This is a genomic window from Salmonella sp. 32010601201800023SM, from assembly GCF_017572235.1.
GTDB classification, from domain to species: domain Bacteria; phylum Pseudomonadota; class Gammaproteobacteria; order Enterobacterales; family Enterobacteriaceae; genus Salmonella; species Salmonella enterica.
In genome coordinates this window covers 252,188-268,408 of record NZ_JAGEQS010000004.1, presented here as the reverse complement: position 1 = coordinate 268,408, position 16,221 = coordinate 252,188, and the positions used below count along the sequence as shown (strand labels likewise).

General features: G+C 57.4%; 15 protein-coding genes. 13 read left to right on the top strand and 2 right to left on the bottom strand.

The window, feature by feature from the left end; genetic code table 11:
- Positions 1-55: 55 nt before the first annotated feature.
- Both tkt and tal read right to left on the bottom strand, forming a co-directional pair.
- On the bottom strand, positions 56-2,056 hold the full coding sequence (tkt, locus tag J4617_RS14645) for a transketolase (protein ID WP_000087325.1): 2,001 nt from the start codon (positions 2,054-2,056) through the stop codon (positions 56-58).
- Positions 2,057-2,075: 19 nt separating this feature from the next.
- Positions 2,076-3,026, bottom strand: a complete 951-nt coding sequence (gene tal / locus J4617_RS14640) for a transaldolase (protein ID WP_001072451.1) — start codon at positions 3,024-3,026, stop codon at positions 2,076-2,078.
- Positions 3,027-3,297: 271 nt separating this feature from the next.
- Between tal and maeB the strand changes: the two genes are divergently transcribed.
- The 13 genes from maeB (at position 3,298) to eutA (ending at position 16,221) form a co-directional block, all read left to right on the top strand.
- Positions 3,298-5,577: an NADP-dependent oxaloacetate-decarboxylating malate dehydrogenase gene (maeB, locus tag J4617_RS14635; protein WP_000344299.1), complete on the top strand. Its 2,280-nt coding sequence runs from the start codon at positions 3,298-3,300 to the stop codon at positions 5,575-5,577.
- A gap of 417 nt (positions 5,578-5,994) precedes the next feature.
- A complete protein-coding gene (gene eutS, locus J4617_RS14630) occupies positions 5,995-6,330 on the top strand; it encodes an ethanolamine utilization microcompartment protein EutS (RefSeq protein ID WP_001031445.1) in 336 nt (111 codons plus the stop codon).
- A 12-nt stretch (positions 6,331-6,342) separates the two neighbouring features.
- Entirely contained in the window at positions 6,343-6,822 is a 480-nt protein-coding gene (gene eutP, locus J4617_RS14625) for an ethanolamine utilization acetate kinase EutP (RefSeq protein WP_000820751.1), read from the top strand.
- The gene (gene eutQ, locus J4617_RS14620; RefSeq protein WP_000733867.1) at positions 6,800-7,489 is read left to right on the top strand and encodes an ethanolamine utilization acetate kinase EutQ; all 690 of its coding nucleotides are present in this window, start codon (positions 6,800-6,802) and stop codon (positions 7,487-7,489) included. The genes eutP and eutQ overlap by 23 nt, the downstream gene beginning before the upstream one ends.
- On the top strand, positions 7,486-8,289 hold the full coding sequence (gene eutT / locus J4617_RS14615) for an ethanolamine utilization cob(I)yrinic acid a,c-diamide adenosyltransferase EutT (protein ID WP_000997656.1): 804 nt from the start codon (positions 7,486-7,488) through the stop codon (positions 8,287-8,289). The genes eutQ and eutT overlap by 4 nt, the downstream gene beginning before the upstream one ends.
- Positions 8,286-9,302, top strand: a complete 1,017-nt coding sequence (pta, locus tag J4617_RS14610) for a phosphate acetyltransferase (protein WP_000582929.1) — start codon at positions 8,286-8,288, stop codon at positions 9,300-9,302. The genes eutT and pta overlap by 4 nt, the downstream gene beginning before the upstream one ends.
- A 40-nt stretch (positions 9,303-9,342) precedes the next feature.
- On the top strand, positions 9,343-9,633 hold the full coding sequence (gene eutM, locus J4617_RS14605) for an ethanolamine utilization microcompartment protein EutM (protein WP_000387716.1): 291 nt from the start codon (positions 9,343-9,345) through the stop codon (positions 9,631-9,633).
- Positions 9,634-9,745: 112 nt separating this feature from the next.
- Complete coding sequence (gene eutN, locus J4617_RS14600; RefSeq protein ID WP_001522340.1) at positions 9,746-10,033, top strand: ethanolamine utilization microcompartment protein EutN; 288 nt, start codon at positions 9,746-9,748, stop codon at positions 10,031-10,033.
- 11 nt (positions 10,034-10,044) lie between these two features.
- On the top strand, positions 10,045-11,448 hold the full coding sequence (locus J4617_RS14595) for an aldehyde dehydrogenase family protein (protein WP_001075642.1): 1,404 nt from the start codon (positions 10,045-10,047) through the stop codon (positions 11,446-11,448).
- A gap of 10 nt (positions 11,449-11,458) precedes the next feature.
- On the top strand, positions 11,459-12,298 hold the full coding sequence (gene eutJ, locus J4617_RS14590; protein WP_017465494.1) for an ethanolamine utilization protein EutJ: 840 nt from the start codon (positions 11,459-11,461) through the stop codon (positions 12,296-12,298).
- A complete protein-coding gene (gene eutG, locus J4617_RS14585) occupies positions 12,288-13,475 on the top strand; it encodes an ethanolamine utilization ethanol dehydrogenase EutG (RefSeq protein WP_001147514.1) in 1,188 nt (395 codons plus the stop codon). Before eutJ ends, eutG begins: the two co-directional genes overlap by 11 nt.
- Positions 13,476-13,594: 119 nt before the next feature.
- Positions 13,595-14,821, top strand: a complete 1,227-nt coding sequence (eutH, locus tag J4617_RS14580) for an ethanolamine utilization protein EutH (protein ID WP_000512357.1) — start codon at positions 13,595-13,597, stop codon at positions 14,819-14,821.
- On the top strand, positions 14,818-16,221 hold the full coding sequence (eutA, locus tag J4617_RS14575) for an ethanolamine ammonia-lyase reactivating factor EutA (RefSeq protein ID WP_208290699.1): 1,404 nt from the start codon (positions 14,818-14,820) through the stop codon (positions 16,219-16,221). The genes eutH and eutA overlap by 4 nt, the downstream gene beginning before the upstream one ends.

The following is a 16,221-nucleotide window of genomic DNA, read 5'->3' as shown; positions in this document are numbered from 1 at the left end:
CAGCCTACAGAACAGGTCTGCAGACTGTGCAAAGTCTGTGTTGCTAACGCTCGCCTTAGCCTTTGATGTTCAGCACCCGGCGGGCTTTTTCTACAATATTTTCCACGGTAAAGCCAAAATACGGGAACAGTTTGTCAGCCGGGGCGGATTCACCGTATCCCGTCATGCCGATAATTGCGCCTTTTAGGCCAACATATTTATACCAGTAGTCGGCTATACCGGCTTCCACCGCGACGCGGGCGGTCACGTGCGCCGGTAGCACTGATTCGCGATATGCCTCGTCCTGCGCATCGAAAATATCCGTTGAAGGCAACGACACCACGCGAACGTTATGCCCCTCGCCAGTCAATTTTTCCGCCGCCTGGAGGGTAATTTCCATTTCCGATCCGGTAGCGATCAGAATGATATCCGGCTTGCCGCCGCTATCTTTCAGAATATAACCGCCGCGGGCAATCGCTTTCACCTGTTCCGGCGTGCGTTCCACCTGCGCCAGATTCTGCCGCGAGAGAATCAACGCCGTCGGCCCGTGGTGACGTTCAATGGCCAGCTTCCAGCCGACCGCCGCCTCAACCTGATCGCAGGGACGCCAGGTGCTGAAGTTTGGCGTTAAGCGCAGGCTCGCCAGTTGTTCCACGGCCTGGTGCGTCGGGCCATCTTCGCCCAAACCGATGGAGTCGTGGGTATAGACCATAATCTGCCGGGCTTTCATTAAGGCCGCCATACGTGCCGCGTTACGCGCATATTCGACAAACATCAGAAACGTGGCGGTATACGGTACAAAGCCGCCGTGGTGGGCGATGCCGTTGGCAATGGCGGTCATGCCGAATTCGCGCACGCCATAGTGGATGTAATTACCTGCCGGATCCTCTTTCAACGAGGTCGAACCTTTCCAGATAGTCAGGTTGCTCGGCGCCAGATCCGCCGATCCGCCCAACAGTTCCGGCAACAGGGGACCATAGGCATTGAGCGTATTTTGCGATGCTTTACGGGTGGCGATTTTGGCCGGATTAGCCTGCAAGTCGTTAATAAATTTTTGCGTGGCGGATTCCCATGCCTCCGGCAGTCCGCCGCTCATCCGGCGGGTAAACTCTGCGGCCAGCTCAGGATAAGCCTTCTCATAAGCAGCAAACTTTTCCTGCCACTGCTGCTGCGCTTTCTCGCCTTTTTCACGGCCATCCCACGCGCGGTAAATCTCTTTTGGGATCTCAAACGCCGGATGGTGCCATCCCAGCTTCTGGCGGGTCAGCGCCACCTCTTCTTCGCCCAGCGCCGCGCCGTGCGACTCCTCCTTCCCGGCTTTATTCGGCGAGCCAAAACCTATCACCGTCCGACAGATAATTAGCGAAGGTTTATCTTTTACGCTCTGGGCTTCGAGAATGGCTTTTTTCACCGCTTCCGGATCGTGCCCGTCAATGTCATGCACGACATGCCAGTGGTAGGCTTCAAAACGTTTGGCGGTATCGTCGGTAAACCAGCCTTCGGTTTCGCCATCAATGGAGATGCCGTTGTGATCGTAAAAGCCGATCAGTTTGCCCAGTCCCAGCGTACCAGCCAGCGAACACACCTCATGCGAGATCCCCTCCATCAGACAGCCGTCGCCCATAAAGACATAGGTGTAGTGGTCGACAATCTCATGGTCCGGCCGGTTGAACTGTGCGCCTAACGTACGCTCGGCAATCGCCAGCCCGACGGCATTCGCCAGCCCCTGGCCCAGCGGCCCGGTGGTGGTTTCAACGCCGGGCGTATAGCCAATCTCCGGGTGACCAGGCGTTTTAGAGTGCAGTTGACGGAAGTTTTTTAACTCCTCCAGCGGCAGGTCATAACCGGTTAAATGCAGCAGACTATAGAGCAGCATGGAGGCGTGACCGTTGGAAAGGATAAAACGGTCACGGTCATACCAGGTCGGATCGGTGGGGTTATGTTTAAGAAAATCGTTCCATAGCACTTCAGCGATATCCGCCATCCCCATCGGCGCGCCGGGGTGCCCGGAATTGGCTTTTTGAACGGCATCCATGCTCAGCGCACGAATCGCATTGGCAAGGTCTTTACGGGACATAAATCACTCCATGCAAGGTTTATAGTTTGGCGGCAAGCAGGTCTTCCAGTTTGCGCTGGTCAATGGCAAAAAGACGGATACCTTCCGACAGCTTCTCTACGGCCATCGCGTCCTGATTATGTTCCCAGCGGAACTCCGCTTCCGTCATTGGCGTAGGACGGTGGAACATCTGCGAGGAAGGCACCAGTTTACGGATTACCGGTTCTTCTTTTTCTTTCAGCTCTTTAAGCAGGTTAGGGGAGATAGTCAGTCGATCGCAGCCGGTTAGCGCGAGGATTTGCTCAGTACGGCGGAAACTTGCACCCATCACGATGGTTTCATAGCGATGTTGTTTAAAGTAATCGTAGATATTGCGTACCGATTTCACGCCGGGATCTTCCTCCACGACATACGGCTCCAGTGGACTACGCGCCTGATACCAGTCGTAAATTCGGCCCACGAACGGAGAGATTAAATAGACGCCCGCTTCGGCGCAGGCGCGCGCCTGGGCAAAAGAGAACAACAACGTCAGGTTGCAATTAATGCCTTCTTTTTCGAGCTGTTCGGCGGCGCGAATACCTTCCCAGGTCGCGGCGAGCTTGATCAGAATGCGTGATTTATCAACATCCTGCTGCTGGTAGAGATCCACCAGATTGCGTGCTTTCTCGATACTTTTTTCTTTATCGAACGATAACCGCGCGTCGACTTCAGTGGAGACGCGACCGGGAATACTTTTCAGTATTTCCGCGCCAAAATTAACCGCCAGTTTATCGCTGGCTGCCGCAACCTGCTGTTCCTGCGTACCGCCGTGTTTTTTTCCCCAGGCAATCGCATCCTCAATCAAATGGCCATACTGCTCAAGCCCGGCGGCTTTTAACAGTAAAGAGGGATTTGTCGTGGCATCCTGCGGCTGGTAGTGGCGGATGGACTCAATGTCGCCGCTGTCGGCGACGACGGTAGTGAATTGTTTGATGCCGTCTAGCTGGTTCATAGGAAATACTCCTTGAAAAGTAAAGTGTTAGATGAGTGTGTTGATTCACACTTCTGAAAGATTGATACACTACATAACCAAAAAGCATAGCAGACAGGCATGGTATTGCTGGTATAAGCAGGTAACATGGCCGTTATAAGTTGATAACAAACTCTTGCGCTGCGTCGTGATAGTTTGCAGACCTTCAAAGTTTGTGTTGCGCAGTACGGTGATAATGTGCGGCGCACCAGGCCGCGTCACTTTTTGAACGATACGTGAAAGGAACAACAAGATGGATGAGCAGTTAAAACAAAGCGCCCTTGATTTCCACGAATTTCCGGTACCCGGTAAAATTCAGGTTTCTCCGACTAAGCCCCTTGCCACCCAACGCGATCTGGCGTTGGCTTACTCGCCAGGCGTGGCGGCGCCCTGCCTGGAAATCGAAAAAGATCCGCTGGCAGCCTACAAATACACCGCGCGCGGCAACCTTGTCGCGGTCATTTCCAACGGTACAGCGGTGCTGGGGTTAGGCAACATCGGCGCGCTGGCCGGCAAGCCGGTCATGGAAGGCAAAGGCGTTCTGTTTAAAAAATTCGCCGGCATCGATGTGTTTGACATTGAAGTCGATGAGCTTGACCCGGACAAATTTATCAACGTGGTCGCAGCGCTGGAGCCGACTTTTGGCGGCATTAACCTCGAAGACATTAAAGCGCCGGAATGTTTCTATATTGAACAGAAACTGCGCGAGCGCATGAACATCCCGGTTTTCCATGACGATCAGCACGGAACGGCGATCATCAGTACGGCCGCCATTCTTAATGGCCTGCGAGTCGTAGAGAAAAATATTTCCGACGTGCGGATGGTCGTCTCCGGCGCAGGGGCGGCGGCAATCGCTTGTATGAACCTGCTGGTCGCGTTGGGGATGCAAAAGCACAACATCGTGGTATGCGACTCTAAGGGCGTTATTTACAAAGGCCGTGAGCCGAATATGGCGGAGACCAAAGCGGCCTATGCGGTAGACGACAGCGGCAAGCGCACGCTGGATGAGGTCATTGACGGCGCGGATATTTTCCTCGGCTGTTCAGGCCCGAAAGTGCTGACTCAGGAGATGGTGAAGAAAATGGCCCGCGCGCCAATGATTCTGGCGCTGGCTAACCCGGAACCGGAAATTCTGCCGCCGCTGGCGAAAGAAGTGCGTCCGGACGCCATTATCTGTACCGGTCGTTCCGACTATCCGAACCAGGTGAACAACGTATTGTGCTTCCCGTTTATCTTCCGCGGCGCACTGGACGTCGGCGCGACGGCGATCAACGAAGAGATGAAACTGGCGGCGGTCCGTGCGATTGCCGAGCTGGCGCACGCCGAACAGAGCGAAGTGGTGGCCTCGGCCTATGGCGATCAGGACCTGAGCTTTGGGCCGGAATACATTATTCCGAAACCGTTTGACCCGCGTCTGATTGTCAAAATCGCTCCGGCGGTCGCGAAAGCGGCAATGGATTCCGGCGTGGCGACGCGCCCGATTGCTGACTTTGATGCCTATATCGATAAACTGACCGAGTTTGTCTACAAAACCAACCTGTTCATGAAGCCGATCTTCTCGCAGGCACGCAAAGATCCGAAGCGTGTAGTGCTGCCGGAAGGGGAAGAGGCGCGCGTGCTGCACGCAACCCAGGAGTTGATAACCCTGGGGCTGGCGAAGCCCATCCTGATCGGACGTCCGAGCGTGATCGAAATGCGTATCCAAAAACTGGGGCTACAGATCAAAGCGGGCGTTGATTTCGAGATCGTGAATAATGAATCCGATCCGCGCTTCAAAGAGTACTGGAGCGAGTATTACCAGATCATGAAGCGTCGCGGGGTAACTCAGGAACAGGCGCAGCGTGCGATGATCGGCAACCATACGGCCATTGGCGCGATCATGGTGCAGCGTGGGGAAGCGGATGCGATGATCTGCGGCACCATCGGCGACTACCATGAGCATTTCAGCGTCGTGAAAGCCGTCTTTGGCTACCGTGACGGCGTGCATACGGCAGGGGCGATGAACGCCTTACTGCTGCCAAGCGGCAACACTTTTATCGCCGATACTTATGTTAACGAAGATCCCACGCCGGAACAGTTGGCGGAGATCGCCGTAATGGCGGCGGAAACCGTTCGCCGCTTTGGTATTGAGCCGAAAGTCGCGCTGTTGTCGCACTCTAACTTTGGTTCCTCAAATTCGCTGTCCGCCAGCAAAATGCGCGAAACCCTTGAGCGGGTACGCGAACGAGCGCCCGATCTGATGATTGACGGTGAGATGCACGGTGATGCGGCGTTGGTGGAAAGTATTCGTAATGACCGGATGCCGGATAGCCCGCTGAAGGGAGCCGCCAATATTCTGGTGATGCCGAATATGGAAGCCGCTCGCATTAGTTACAACTTACTCCGCGTCTCCAGTTCCGAAGGCGTCACGGTCGGCCCGGTCCTGATGGGCGTGTCTAAACCGGTACATGTATTAACGCCGATCGCCTCTGTACGCCGTATCGTGAATATGGTGGCGTTAGCGGTAGTTGAAGCGCAAACCACGCCGCTTTAATAACGCATTACTCTCTCTTCTGGCGCAGGTTCTCCTGCGCTTTTTTTATGCGCCGCTGGGCTTCGCCATGGCATGAAAGGCTCGGGTGGAGATATTCTGGAACCTGTTGCGCTTACCCCTACTTATTTCACTGAATCTGTACTATGCACAAATCGAGTGATACGCATTATTTTTATCAATGGTAGTAATACAAAGAATAGTCGGTGAGTATTTATTGCGGAACAGGCTTAAATTCAGAATGACGCCTGAAAATGTGATGCACCACGATATTTATCGTTAACACCTTCGACAGAAGTCACTTTTATTTTCTTTCTCTTAGTGATCTACCTCACCTTTTACATCACCTTGCCGAATTTTGTTATTTACTCCGACAAAAAATTGCCACGATGACGGCAGTTTCAGTGGAGACGGTGAGCAATGAATAAAGAACGCATTATTCAGGAATTTGTGCCGGGCAAACAGGTCACGCTGGCGCATCTCATTGCGCACCCTGGTGAAGAACTGGCGAAAAAGATCGGCGTTCCCGATGCTGGCGCGATTGGCATTATGACTTTAACGCCGGGGGAAACGGCGATGATCGCTGGCGATTTAGCGATGAAGGCTGCGGATGTACACATCGGTTTTCTCGACAGATTTAGCGGCGCGCTGGTGATTTATGGCACCGTCGGCGCAGTAGAAGAAGCGCTATTACAGACGGTCAGCGGACTGGGGCGATTATTAAACTTTACCCTGTGTGAGTTAACAAAAAGTTAATTGGTGGCGGTAATGAAACGTATTGCTTTTGTCGGCGCGGTCGGTGCCGGAAAGACAACGCTTTTTAACGCGTTACGGGGAAATTACTCCCTCGCCAGAAAAACGCAGGCCGTGGAATTTAATGATCATGGCGATATCGATACGCCGGGTGAATATTTTAGCCATCCCCGTTGGTATCACGCCTTAATTACCACGTTGCAGGATGTGGACACGCTGATTTATGTCCACGCGGCAAACGATAAAGAAAGTCGCTTACCTGCCGGGTTATTGGATGTTGGAACCCGTAAACGACATATCGCCGTTATCAGCAAAACGGACATGCCGGATGCCGACGTCGCCGCTACGCGGCAGTTGCTTTGCGAGATTGGATTCCGGGAGCCGATTTTCGAGCTCAACGGCCACGACCCGCAAAGCGTGCGGCAGTTGGTGGATTATCTGGCGGCTCTCAGTGAACAGGAGGAAGAGGCAGGTGAAAAAACTTATCACAGCTAACGATATTCGTGCGGCCCACGCCCGCGGCGAACAGGCGATGTCGGTAGTGCTGCGCGCCAGCATTATTACCCCGGAGGCTCGCGAAGTGGCGGAACTACTGGGCTTCACGATTACCGAATGCGACGAGTCCGTTCCGGCATCCACATCGGCGCAGGCGTGTAAAAGCGAAAGCCAGCGCATTCGGGAAGCCATCATCGCGCAGCTCCCGGAAGGGCAGTTTACTGAAAGCCTGGTGGCGCAGTTGATGGAAAAAGTGCTGAAGGAAAAGCAGTCGCTGGAACTGGGGACGATGCAGCCGAGCTTTACCTCCGTCACGGGTAAAGGCGGCGTGAAAGTCATTGACGGCAGCAGCGTGAAATTTGGCCGCTTCGACGGCGCCGAACCGCACTGCGTCGGCTTAACCGATCTGGTTACAGAGCAGGATGGTAGCAGCATGGCCGCCGGGTTTATGCAGTGGGACAACGCCTTTTTCCCGTGGACGCTGAACTACGACGAAATCGACATGGTGCTGGAAGGCGAACTGCACGTACGCCATGAAGGCGAAACCATGATTGCCAAAGCCGGAGATGTGATGTTCATCCCTAAAGGCTCCAGCATTGAATTTGGCACGCCAACGTCCGTGCGCTTTCTGTACGTCGCCTGGCCTGCAAACTGGCAATCCGTATGAACGATTTCATCACCGAAACGTGGCTCAGAGCGAATCATACGCTCAGCGAAGGATCGGAGATCCATCTGCCCGCTGACGCACGACTGACGCCCTCGGCCCGGGAACTGCTGGAAAGTCGCCGTCTGCGCATTAAGTTTCTGGATCCGCAAGGCCGGCTGTTTGTCGATGATGACGAACAGCAGCCGCAGCCGGTACATGGCTTAACCAGTAGCGATACGCACCCACAGGCCTGCTGTGAACTGTGCCGCCAGCCGGTGGTGAAAAAGCCCGATACGCTGACCCATCTGACGGCGGACAAAATGGTCGCCAAAAGCGACCCGCGCCTCGGCTTTCGCGCCGCGCTCGACAGCGCCATCGCGCTGACCGTGTGGCTACAAATCGAACTGGCGGAACCCTGGCAGCCGTGGCTTTTCGATATCCGCTCGCGGCTGGGCAACATTATGCGCGCCGACGCTATAGATGAACCGCTGGCGGCGCAGTCTATCGTCGGACTGAACGAGGATGAGCTGCATCGCCTTTCCCACCAGCCGCTGCGCTACCTCGACCACGATCACCTGGTGCCGGAGGCCAGCCACGGTCGCGATGCGGCGCTGCTTAATCTGCTGCGAACCAAAGTCCGCGAAACAGAAACCCTCGCCGCACAAGTGTTTATTACCCGTAGTTTTGAGGTCTTGCGCCCGGACATTTTACAGGCGCTGAACCGTCTCTCCAGTACGGTTTACGTGATGATGATTTTGAGCGTGGCGAAACATCCGCTGACGGTCGCCCAAATTCAACAACGGTTGGGAGAGAAGCCATGATCATTGAACGCGCCCGCGAACTGGCGGTACGCGCCCCCGCCAGAGTCGTCTTTCCTGATGCGCTGGACGAACGCGTGCTGAAAGCGGCGCATTACCTGCAACAGTACGGTCTGGCTCGCCCCGTTCTGGTCGCCAGTCCGTTTGCGCTGCGTCAGTTTGCCCTGAGTCATCGTATGGCGATGGATGGCATTCAGGTCATCGACCCACACAGCAACCTGAGTATGCGCCAGCGTTTTGCGCAACGCTGGCTTGCCCGTGCCGGAGAAAAAACGCCGCCGGACGCAGTGGAAAAGCTTAGCGATCCGCTGATGTTCGCTGCCGCCATGGTGAGCGCCGGTGAGGCTGATGTGTGTATCGCAGGCAACCTGTCGTCAACGGCGAACGTGCTGCGCGCAGGGCTGCGGGTGATTGGCCTGCAACCCGGGTGCAAAACATTGTCGTCTATTTTCCTGATGCTGCCGCAGTATGCCGGTCCGGCATTAGGGTTCGCCGATTGCAGCGTAGTGCCGCAGCCGACGGCGGCGCAGCTGGCGGATATCGCTCTCGCCAGCGCCGACACCTGGCGGGCCATTACCGGCGAAGAGCCGCGCGTGGCGATGCTGTCATTTTCAAGCAACGGCAGCGCCCGTCACCCCAATGTTGCCAACGTGCAGCAGGCGACAGAGCTCGTTCGCGAACGTGCGCCGCAACTGCTTGTGGACGGTGAATTGCAGTTTGACGCCGCTTTTGTACCGGAGGTCGCCGCGCAAAAAGCGCCTGACAGCCCGCTGCAAGGCCGCGCCAACGTGATGATTTTCCCGTCGCTGGAGGCGGGCAATATTGGCTACAAAATCGCTCAGCGTCTGGGAGGCTATCGCGCTGTTGGGCCGCTAATTCAGGGGCTTGCCGCGCCGCTTCACGACCTCTCCCGAGGCTGTAGCGTGCAGGAAATTATCGAACTGGCGTTGGTGGCAGCCGTGCCGCGCCAGGCTGACGTGAGCCGCGAACGCAGCTTACACACACTGGTTGAATGAACGGTCCCGTTCTGGACCCCTTTAATGAGAGGAAAACACGATGGAAGCATTAGGAATGATTGAAACCCGGGGCCTGGTTGCGCTGATTGAGGCCTCAGATGCGATGGTAAAAGCCGCACGCGTGAAGCTGGTCGGCGTGAAGCAGATTGGCGGTGGCCTGTGTACGGCTATGGTGCGTGGCGACGTGGCGGCGTGCAAAGCCGCAACCGATGCTGGCGCCGCTGCGGCGCAGCGCATTGGCGAGCTGGTCTCTGTACACGTGATTCCACGCCCGCACGGCGATCTGGAAGAAGTGTTCCCGATCAGCTTCAAAGGCGACAGCAACATTTGATGGTAGGCCGGATAAGACGCGCAGCGTCGCCATCCGGCATGAATGCGCGCCATTGCCTGATGGTGCGCAGATTCAAGGCCTACGACCCAACGGGCAATCCATGGAGGCGGATATGAAACTGGCAGTCGTCACAGGACAAATCGTATGTACCGTCCGCCATCAGGGACTGGCGCATGACAAATTGCTGATGGTGGAAATGATCGATGCCCAGGGCAACCCCGACGGGCAGTGTGCCGTCGCTATCGACAGTATCGGGGCGGGAACCGGAGAGTGGGTACTGCTGGTCAGCGGCAGTTCCGCACGCCAGGCGCATCGCAGCGAATTATCACCGGTCGATCTGTGCGTCATTGGCATCGTCGATGAAGTGGTGGCTGGCGGGAAAGTGGTTTTCCATAAATAGGACTGAACATCATGAATCAACAGGATATTGAACAGGTGGTGAAAGCGGTACTGCTGAAAATGAAAGACAGCAGCCAGCCGGCCAGTACTGTTCATGAGATGGGCGTTTTTGCCTCCCTGGATGACGCAGTGGCGGCAGCAAAACGGGCCCAGCAGGGGCTGAAGAGCGTGGCGATGCGCCAGCTTGCCATTCATGCCATTCGCGAAGCGGGCGAAAAACACGCCCGAGAATTAGCGGAACTTGCCGTCAGCGAAACCGGCATGGGACGCGTTGACGATAAATTTGCCAAAAACGTGGCGCAGGCGCGCGGCACGCCGGGCGTCGAGTGTTTATCTCCGCAGGTGCTGACCGGCGATAACGGCCTGACGCTGATTGAAAATGCGCCGTGGGGCGTGGTGGCCTCGGTCACGCCGTCCACCAATCCGGCGGCGACGGTGATTAATAACGCCATCAGCCTGATTGCCGCAGGCAACAGCGTCGTGTTTGCCCCGCATCCGGCGGCGAAAAAGGTCTCTCAGCGGGCAATCACTCTCCTCAATCAGGCGGTGGTCGCCGCCGGTGGCCCGGAAAATTTGCTGGTCACCGTGGCGAACCCGGATATCGAAACCGCCCAGCGGTTGTTCAAATATCCCGGTATTGGCCTGCTGGTGGTGACTGGCGGCGAAGCGGTGGTGGACGCGGCGCGTAAACATACTAATAAACGCCTGATCGCCGCCGGTGCCGGTAATCCCCCGGTGGTGGTGGATGAGACCGCCGACCTGCCGCGCGCTGCACAATCCATCGTCAAAGGCGCGTCGTTTGATAACAACATCATCTGTGCCGACGAAAAAGTGCTGATTGTGGTGGATAGCGTCGCCGACGAGCTGATGCGTCTGATGGAAGGTCAGCACGCGGTGAAACTGACTGCCGCTCAGGCCGAACAGCTCCAGCCGGTGCTGCTGAAGAATATCGATGAACGCGGTAAAGGCACCGTCAGCCGTGACTGGGTCGGTCGTGACGCGGGCAAGATCGCCGCAGCCATCGGCCTGAACGTCCCGGATCAAACGCGCCTGCTGTTTGTTGAAACCTCTGCCAACCATCCGTTCGCGGTGACCGAACTGATGATGCCGGTGCTTCCTGTCGTACGCGTTGCCAACGTTGAAGAAGCCATTGCGCTGGCGGTCCAGCTTGAGGGCGGCTGCCACCACACCGCGGCAATGCACTCGCGCAATATCGACAATATGAACCAGATGGCGAACGCCATTGATACCAGTATTTTCGTCAAAAACGGTCCGTGCATTGCTGGTCTCGGACTGGGCGGTGAAGGCTGGACCACCATGACTATCACCACGCCAACTGGCGAAGGGGTGACCAGCGCGCGTACCTTTGTGCGACTGCGTCGATGCGTGCTGGTGGATGCGTTTCGCATTGTATAAGGGATGACTCATGGCGCACGACGAACAACTCTGGCTCACTCCAAGACTGCAAAAAGCGGCGGCCCTGTGTAACCAGACGCCCGCCGCCAGCGACACACCACTGTGGCTGAGCGTCGATTTGGGCACCTGCGACGTGGTGTCGATGGTGGTCGACGGCAACGCCCAGCCGGTGGCGGTGTGCCTTGACTGGGCCGACGTTGTGCGTGACGGCATCGTCTGGGATTTCTTCGGCGCCGTCACCCTCGTGCGCCGTCATCTCGACACCCTTGAACAGCAGCTTGGCTGCCGCTTTACCCACGCGGCGACCTCGTTCCCGCCGGGCACCGACCCGCGTATTTCGATCAACGTGCTGGAGTCTGCCGGGTTAGAAGTCAGCCACGTACTGGATGAACCGACGGCGGTGGCGGATCTGCTGGCACTTGATAATGCAGGCGTGGTGGATATTGGCGGCGGCACTACCGGCATTGCCATCGTCAAACAGGGCAAGGTGACTTACTCCGCCGATGAAGCCACTGGCGGGCACCATATCTCCCTGACGCTGGCGGGCAACCGCCGTATTCCCCTGGAAGAGGCGGAACAGTACAAGCGCAGCAATGCCCAGGAGATTTGGCCGGTAGTGAAGCCGGTGTACGAAAAAATGGCGGAAATCGTTGCTCGCCACATTGAAGGGCAAGGAATTGCTGATTTATGGCTGGCGGGCGGCTCCTGTATGCAGCCGGGCGTGGAGGCGTTATTTCGCCAGCGTTTCCCGGAGTTACAGGTGCATTTGCCGCAGCACAGCCTGTTTATGACCCCGCTGGCGATAGCCAACAGCGGGAGAGCGAAAGCGGAGGGACTCTATGCAAGCTGAACTACAGACGGCGCTGTTTCAGGCATTCGACACCCTGAATCTGCAACGGGTGAAAACGTTCAGCGTACCGCCGGTCACGCTGTGCGGACTTGGGGCGCTCGGCGCCTGTGGACAGGAGGCGCAAGCGCGGGGCGTAAGCCATTTGTTTGTGATGGTCGACAGCTTTCTGCATCAGGCGGGAATGACCGCGCCGCTGGTACGCAGCCTGGCGATGAAAGGCGTGGCGATGACGGTCTGGCCGTGTCCGCCTGGCGAGCCGTGCATCACCGATGTCTGCGCGGCGGTGGCGCAACTGCGTGAGGCGGCGTGCGACGGCGTAGTGGCCTTTGGCGGCGGTTCGGTGCTGGACGCGGCGAAAGCGGTCGCCCTGCTGGTGACTAACCCTGATCAGACGCTGAGCGCCATGACCGAGCGCAGTACATTACGCCCGCGTCTGCCGCTGATTGCGGTGCCGACCACCGCCGGAACCGGTTCTGAAACCACCAACGTGACGGTGATTATCGACGCGGTCAGCGGGCGCAAGCAGGTGCTGGCGCACGCGTCACTAATGCCGGACGTGGCGATTCTTGATGCTGCCGTGACCGAAGGCGTTCCGCCAAACGTGACGGCGATGACCGGTATCGATGCGTTGACGCATGCGATTGAGGCCTACAGCGCGCTCAACGCCACGCCGTTTACCGACAGCCTGGCGATTGGCGCGATAGCGATGATTGGCAAATCGCTGCCGAAAGCCGTGGGTTACGGCCACGATCTGGCGGCGCGTGAAAATATGTTGCTGGCCTCCTGTATGGCGGGAATGGCCTTTTCCAGCGCCGGTTTGGGGCTGTGTCATGCGATGGCGCACCAGCCTGGGGCGGCGCTGCATATTCCGCACGGCCAGGCCAACGCCATGCTGCTGCCAACAGTCATGGGCTTTAACCGGATGGTTTGCCGCGAGCGCTTCAGTCAAATCGGTCGGGCGTTAACCAATAAAAAATCGGACGATCGCGATGCAATTGCGGCGGTGAGCGAGCTGATTGCCGAAGTGGGGCAGAGCAAACGGCTGGCTGACGCTGGCGCCAAACCCGAACACTACAGCGCGTGGGCGCAAGCCGCGCTGGAGGATATTTGTCTGCGCAGTAACCCACGCACCGCCACACAGGCACAGATTATCGACCTGTACGCGGCTGCCGGGTAATGCCTGTAGGCCGGATAAGGTGCTCGCACCGCCATCCGGCAATAACACGGCGTTAATGCCGGAGGCGACGTAAACGTCTTATCCGGCTTACAAATCAAAAATGACAGGGAGTAGGGGCTATGGGAATTAACGAAATCATCATGTACATCATGATGTTCTTTATGCTGATTGCCGCCGTGGACAGGATCCTGTCGCAGTTCGGCGGGTCGGCGCGCTTCCTCGGTAAATTCGGCAAGAGTATCGAGGGGTCTGGCGGCCAGTTTGAAGAGGGCTTTATGGCGATGGGCGCGCTGGGGCTGGCGATGGTCGGTATGACCGCGCTGGCGCCGGTGCTGGCGCATGTACTGGGGCCGGTTATTATCCCGGTATACGAAATGCTGGGCGCGAACCCATCCATGTTCGCGGGTACGTTGCTGGCCTGTGATATGGGCGGATTCTTCCTCGCCAAAGAGCTGGCCGGCGGTGATGTCGCGGCGTGGCTATACTCAGGGTTAATACTTGGGTCGATGATGGGGCCGACCATTGTGTTCTCCATTCCGGTGGCGCTCGGCATTATCGAACCGTCTGACCGCCGCTACCTGGCGCTTGGCGTACTCGCGGGTATCGTCACCATTCCCATTGGCTGCATTGCGGGGGGATTGATCGCCATGTACTCAGGCGTGCAGATCAATGGTCAGCCAGTGGAGTTTACCTTCGCGCTGATCCTGATGAACATGATCCCGGTATTGATTGTCGCGGTGCTGGTAGCGCTGGGGTTGAAGTTCATCCCGGAAAAAATGATCAACGGTTTCCAGATTTTCGCCAAATTTCTGGTGGCGCTGATCACCATCGGTCTGGCGGCTGCGGTGATTAAATTCCTGTTGGGCTGGGAGTTGATTCCGGGGCTCGACCCGATCTTTATGGCGCCAGGCGACAAACCCGGCGAAGTGATGCGCGCCATTGAAGTGATCGGCTCTATCTCCTGCGTGCTGCTCGGCGCGTATCCGATGGTGCTATTACTGACCCGCTGGTTTGAAAAACCGTTGATGAATGTCGGTAAACTGCTGAACGTAAATAACATTGCGGCGGCAGGCATGGTGGCGACCCTGGCGAACAATATCCCGATGTTCGGCATGATGAAGCAGATGGATACCCGCGGCAAAGTGATTAACTGCGCATTTGCCGTCTCTGCGGCGTTCGCGCTGGGCGACCATTTAGGCTTCGCCGCCGCCAACATGAACGCCATGATCTTCCCGATGATTGTCGGCAAGCTGATCGGCGGCGTGACGGCGATTGGCGTGGCGATGATGCTGGTGCCGAAAGATGACGCCGCCCAGGTGAAAACCGAAGCGGAGGCGCAATCGTGAACACTCGCCAGCTACTGAGCGTCGGTATCGATATCGGCACCACCACCACGCAGGTGATCTTCTCGCGCCTGGAGTTGGTTAACCGTGCGGCGGTGTCGCAGGTGCCGCGCTACGAATTCATCAAACGCGACATTAGCTGGCAAAGCCCGGTCTTCTTTACGCCCGTGGATAAGCAGGGCGGTCTGAAAGAGGCCGAACTTAAAGCGCTGATTCTGGCCCAGTATCAGGCCGCAGGCATCGCGCCTGAATCGGTGGACTCAGGGGCTATCATTATCACCGGCGAAAGCGCCAAAACCCGCAACGCCCGTCCGGCGGTCATGGCGCTCTCGCAGTCGCTGGGCGACTTTGTGGTCGCCAGCGCCGGGCCGCATCTGGAATCGGTCATTGCCGGTCACGGCGCCGGAGCGCAAAGCTTGTCTGAGCAGCGGATGTGCCGGGTGCTGAATATTGATATCGGCGGCGGCACGTCTAACTACGCGCTGTTTGACGCGGGAAAAGTCAGCGGCACCGCCTGCCTTAACGTCGGTGGTCGCCTGCTGGAAACCGACGCTCAGGGGCGCGTGGTTTATGCCCATCAGCCGGGGCAGATGATTATCGATGAGGTGTTCGGTTCGGGTATTGATGCTCGCGCCTTAGCTGCCGCACAGTTGGGACAGGTGGCGCGGCGGATGGCGGATCTCATCGTCGAGGTTATCACCGGCGCGCTCTCGCCGCTGGCGCAATCGCTGATGCAAACCGGGCTACTGCCCGCCGATATTACGCCAGAGGTGATCACCCTTTCCGGTGGGGTAGGTGAATGCTACCGCAACCAACCTGCCGATCCGTTCTGCTTTTCTGATATCGGGCCGCTGCTGGCGACCGCGCTGCATGAGCACCCGCGTCTGCGCGAGATGAACGTGCAGTTTCCGGCGCAAACCGTGCGCGCCACGGTGATTGGCGCGGGGGCCCATACGCTGTCGCTTTCCGGCAGTACTATCTGGCTGGAAGACGTCCAACTGCCGCTGCGCAACCTGCCGGTGGCGATCCCGCAGGATGACGCCGATCTGGTGAACGCCTGGCGGCAGGCGCTTCTCCAGCTTGATCTCGACCCGCAAACCGACGCTTACGTGCTGGCGCTTCCCGCCACGCTTCCGGTGCGTTACGCCGCATTACTCACGGTCATCAACGCGCTGACGGCTTTTGTCGCGCGTTATCCCAATCCACATCCCCTGCTGGTGGTGGCCGAGCAGGATTTTGGTAAAGCGCTGGGCATGTTATTGCGCCCACAGTTACCGCAACTTCCGCTGGCGGTCATCGATGAGGTGGTCGTGCGGGCGGGAGACTATATCGACATTGGTACGCCTCTTTTTGGCGGATCGGTTGTGCCGGTGACGGTGAAATCACTCGCATTTCCTTCCTGA

Excerpts from the sequence above, each read along its gene's own strand:
- tal (WP_001072451.1), bottom strand. The coding sequence starts at position 3,026 with ATGAACCAGCTAGACGGCATCAAACAATTCACTACCGTCGTCGCCGAC.
- pta (WP_000582929.1), top strand. The coding sequence starts at position 8,286 with ATGATCATTGAACGCGCCCGCGAACTGGCGGTACGCGCCCCCGCCAGA.
- J4617_RS14595 (WP_001075642.1), top strand. The coding sequence starts at position 10,045 with ATGAATCAACAGGATATTGAACAGGTGGTGAAAGCGGTACTGCTGAAA.
- tkt (WP_000087325.1), bottom strand. The coding sequence starts at position 2,056 with ATGTCCCGTAAAGACCTTGCCAATGCGATTCGTGCGCTGAGCATGGAT.
- maeB (WP_000344299.1), top strand. The coding sequence starts at position 3,298 with ATGGATGAGCAGTTAAAACAAAGCGCCCTTGATTTCCACGAATTTCCG.
- eutG (WP_001147514.1), top strand. The coding sequence starts at position 12,288 with ATGCAAGCTGAACTACAGACGGCGCTGTTTCAGGCATTCGACACCCTG.
- eutT (WP_000997656.1), top strand. The coding sequence starts at position 7,486 with ATGAACGATTTCATCACCGAAACGTGGCTCAGAGCGAATCATACGCTC.
- eutJ (WP_017465494.1), top strand. The coding sequence starts at position 11,459 with ATGGCGCACGACGAACAACTCTGGCTCACTCCAAGACTGCAAAAAGCG.
- eutS (WP_001031445.1), top strand. The coding sequence starts at position 5,995 with ATGAATAAAGAACGCATTATTCAGGAATTTGTGCCGGGCAAACAGGTC.
- eutH (WP_000512357.1), top strand. The coding sequence starts at position 13,595 with ATGGGAATTAACGAAATCATCATGTACATCATGATGTTCTTTATGCTG.
- eutP (WP_000820751.1), top strand. The coding sequence starts at position 6,343 with ATGAAACGTATTGCTTTTGTCGGCGCGGTCGGTGCCGGAAAGACAACG.
- eutM (WP_000387716.1), top strand. The coding sequence starts at position 9,343 with ATGGAAGCATTAGGAATGATTGAAACCCGGGGCCTGGTTGCGCTGATT.
- eutN (WP_001522340.1), top strand. The coding sequence starts at position 9,746 with ATGAAACTGGCAGTCGTCACAGGACAAATCGTATGTACCGTCCGCCAT.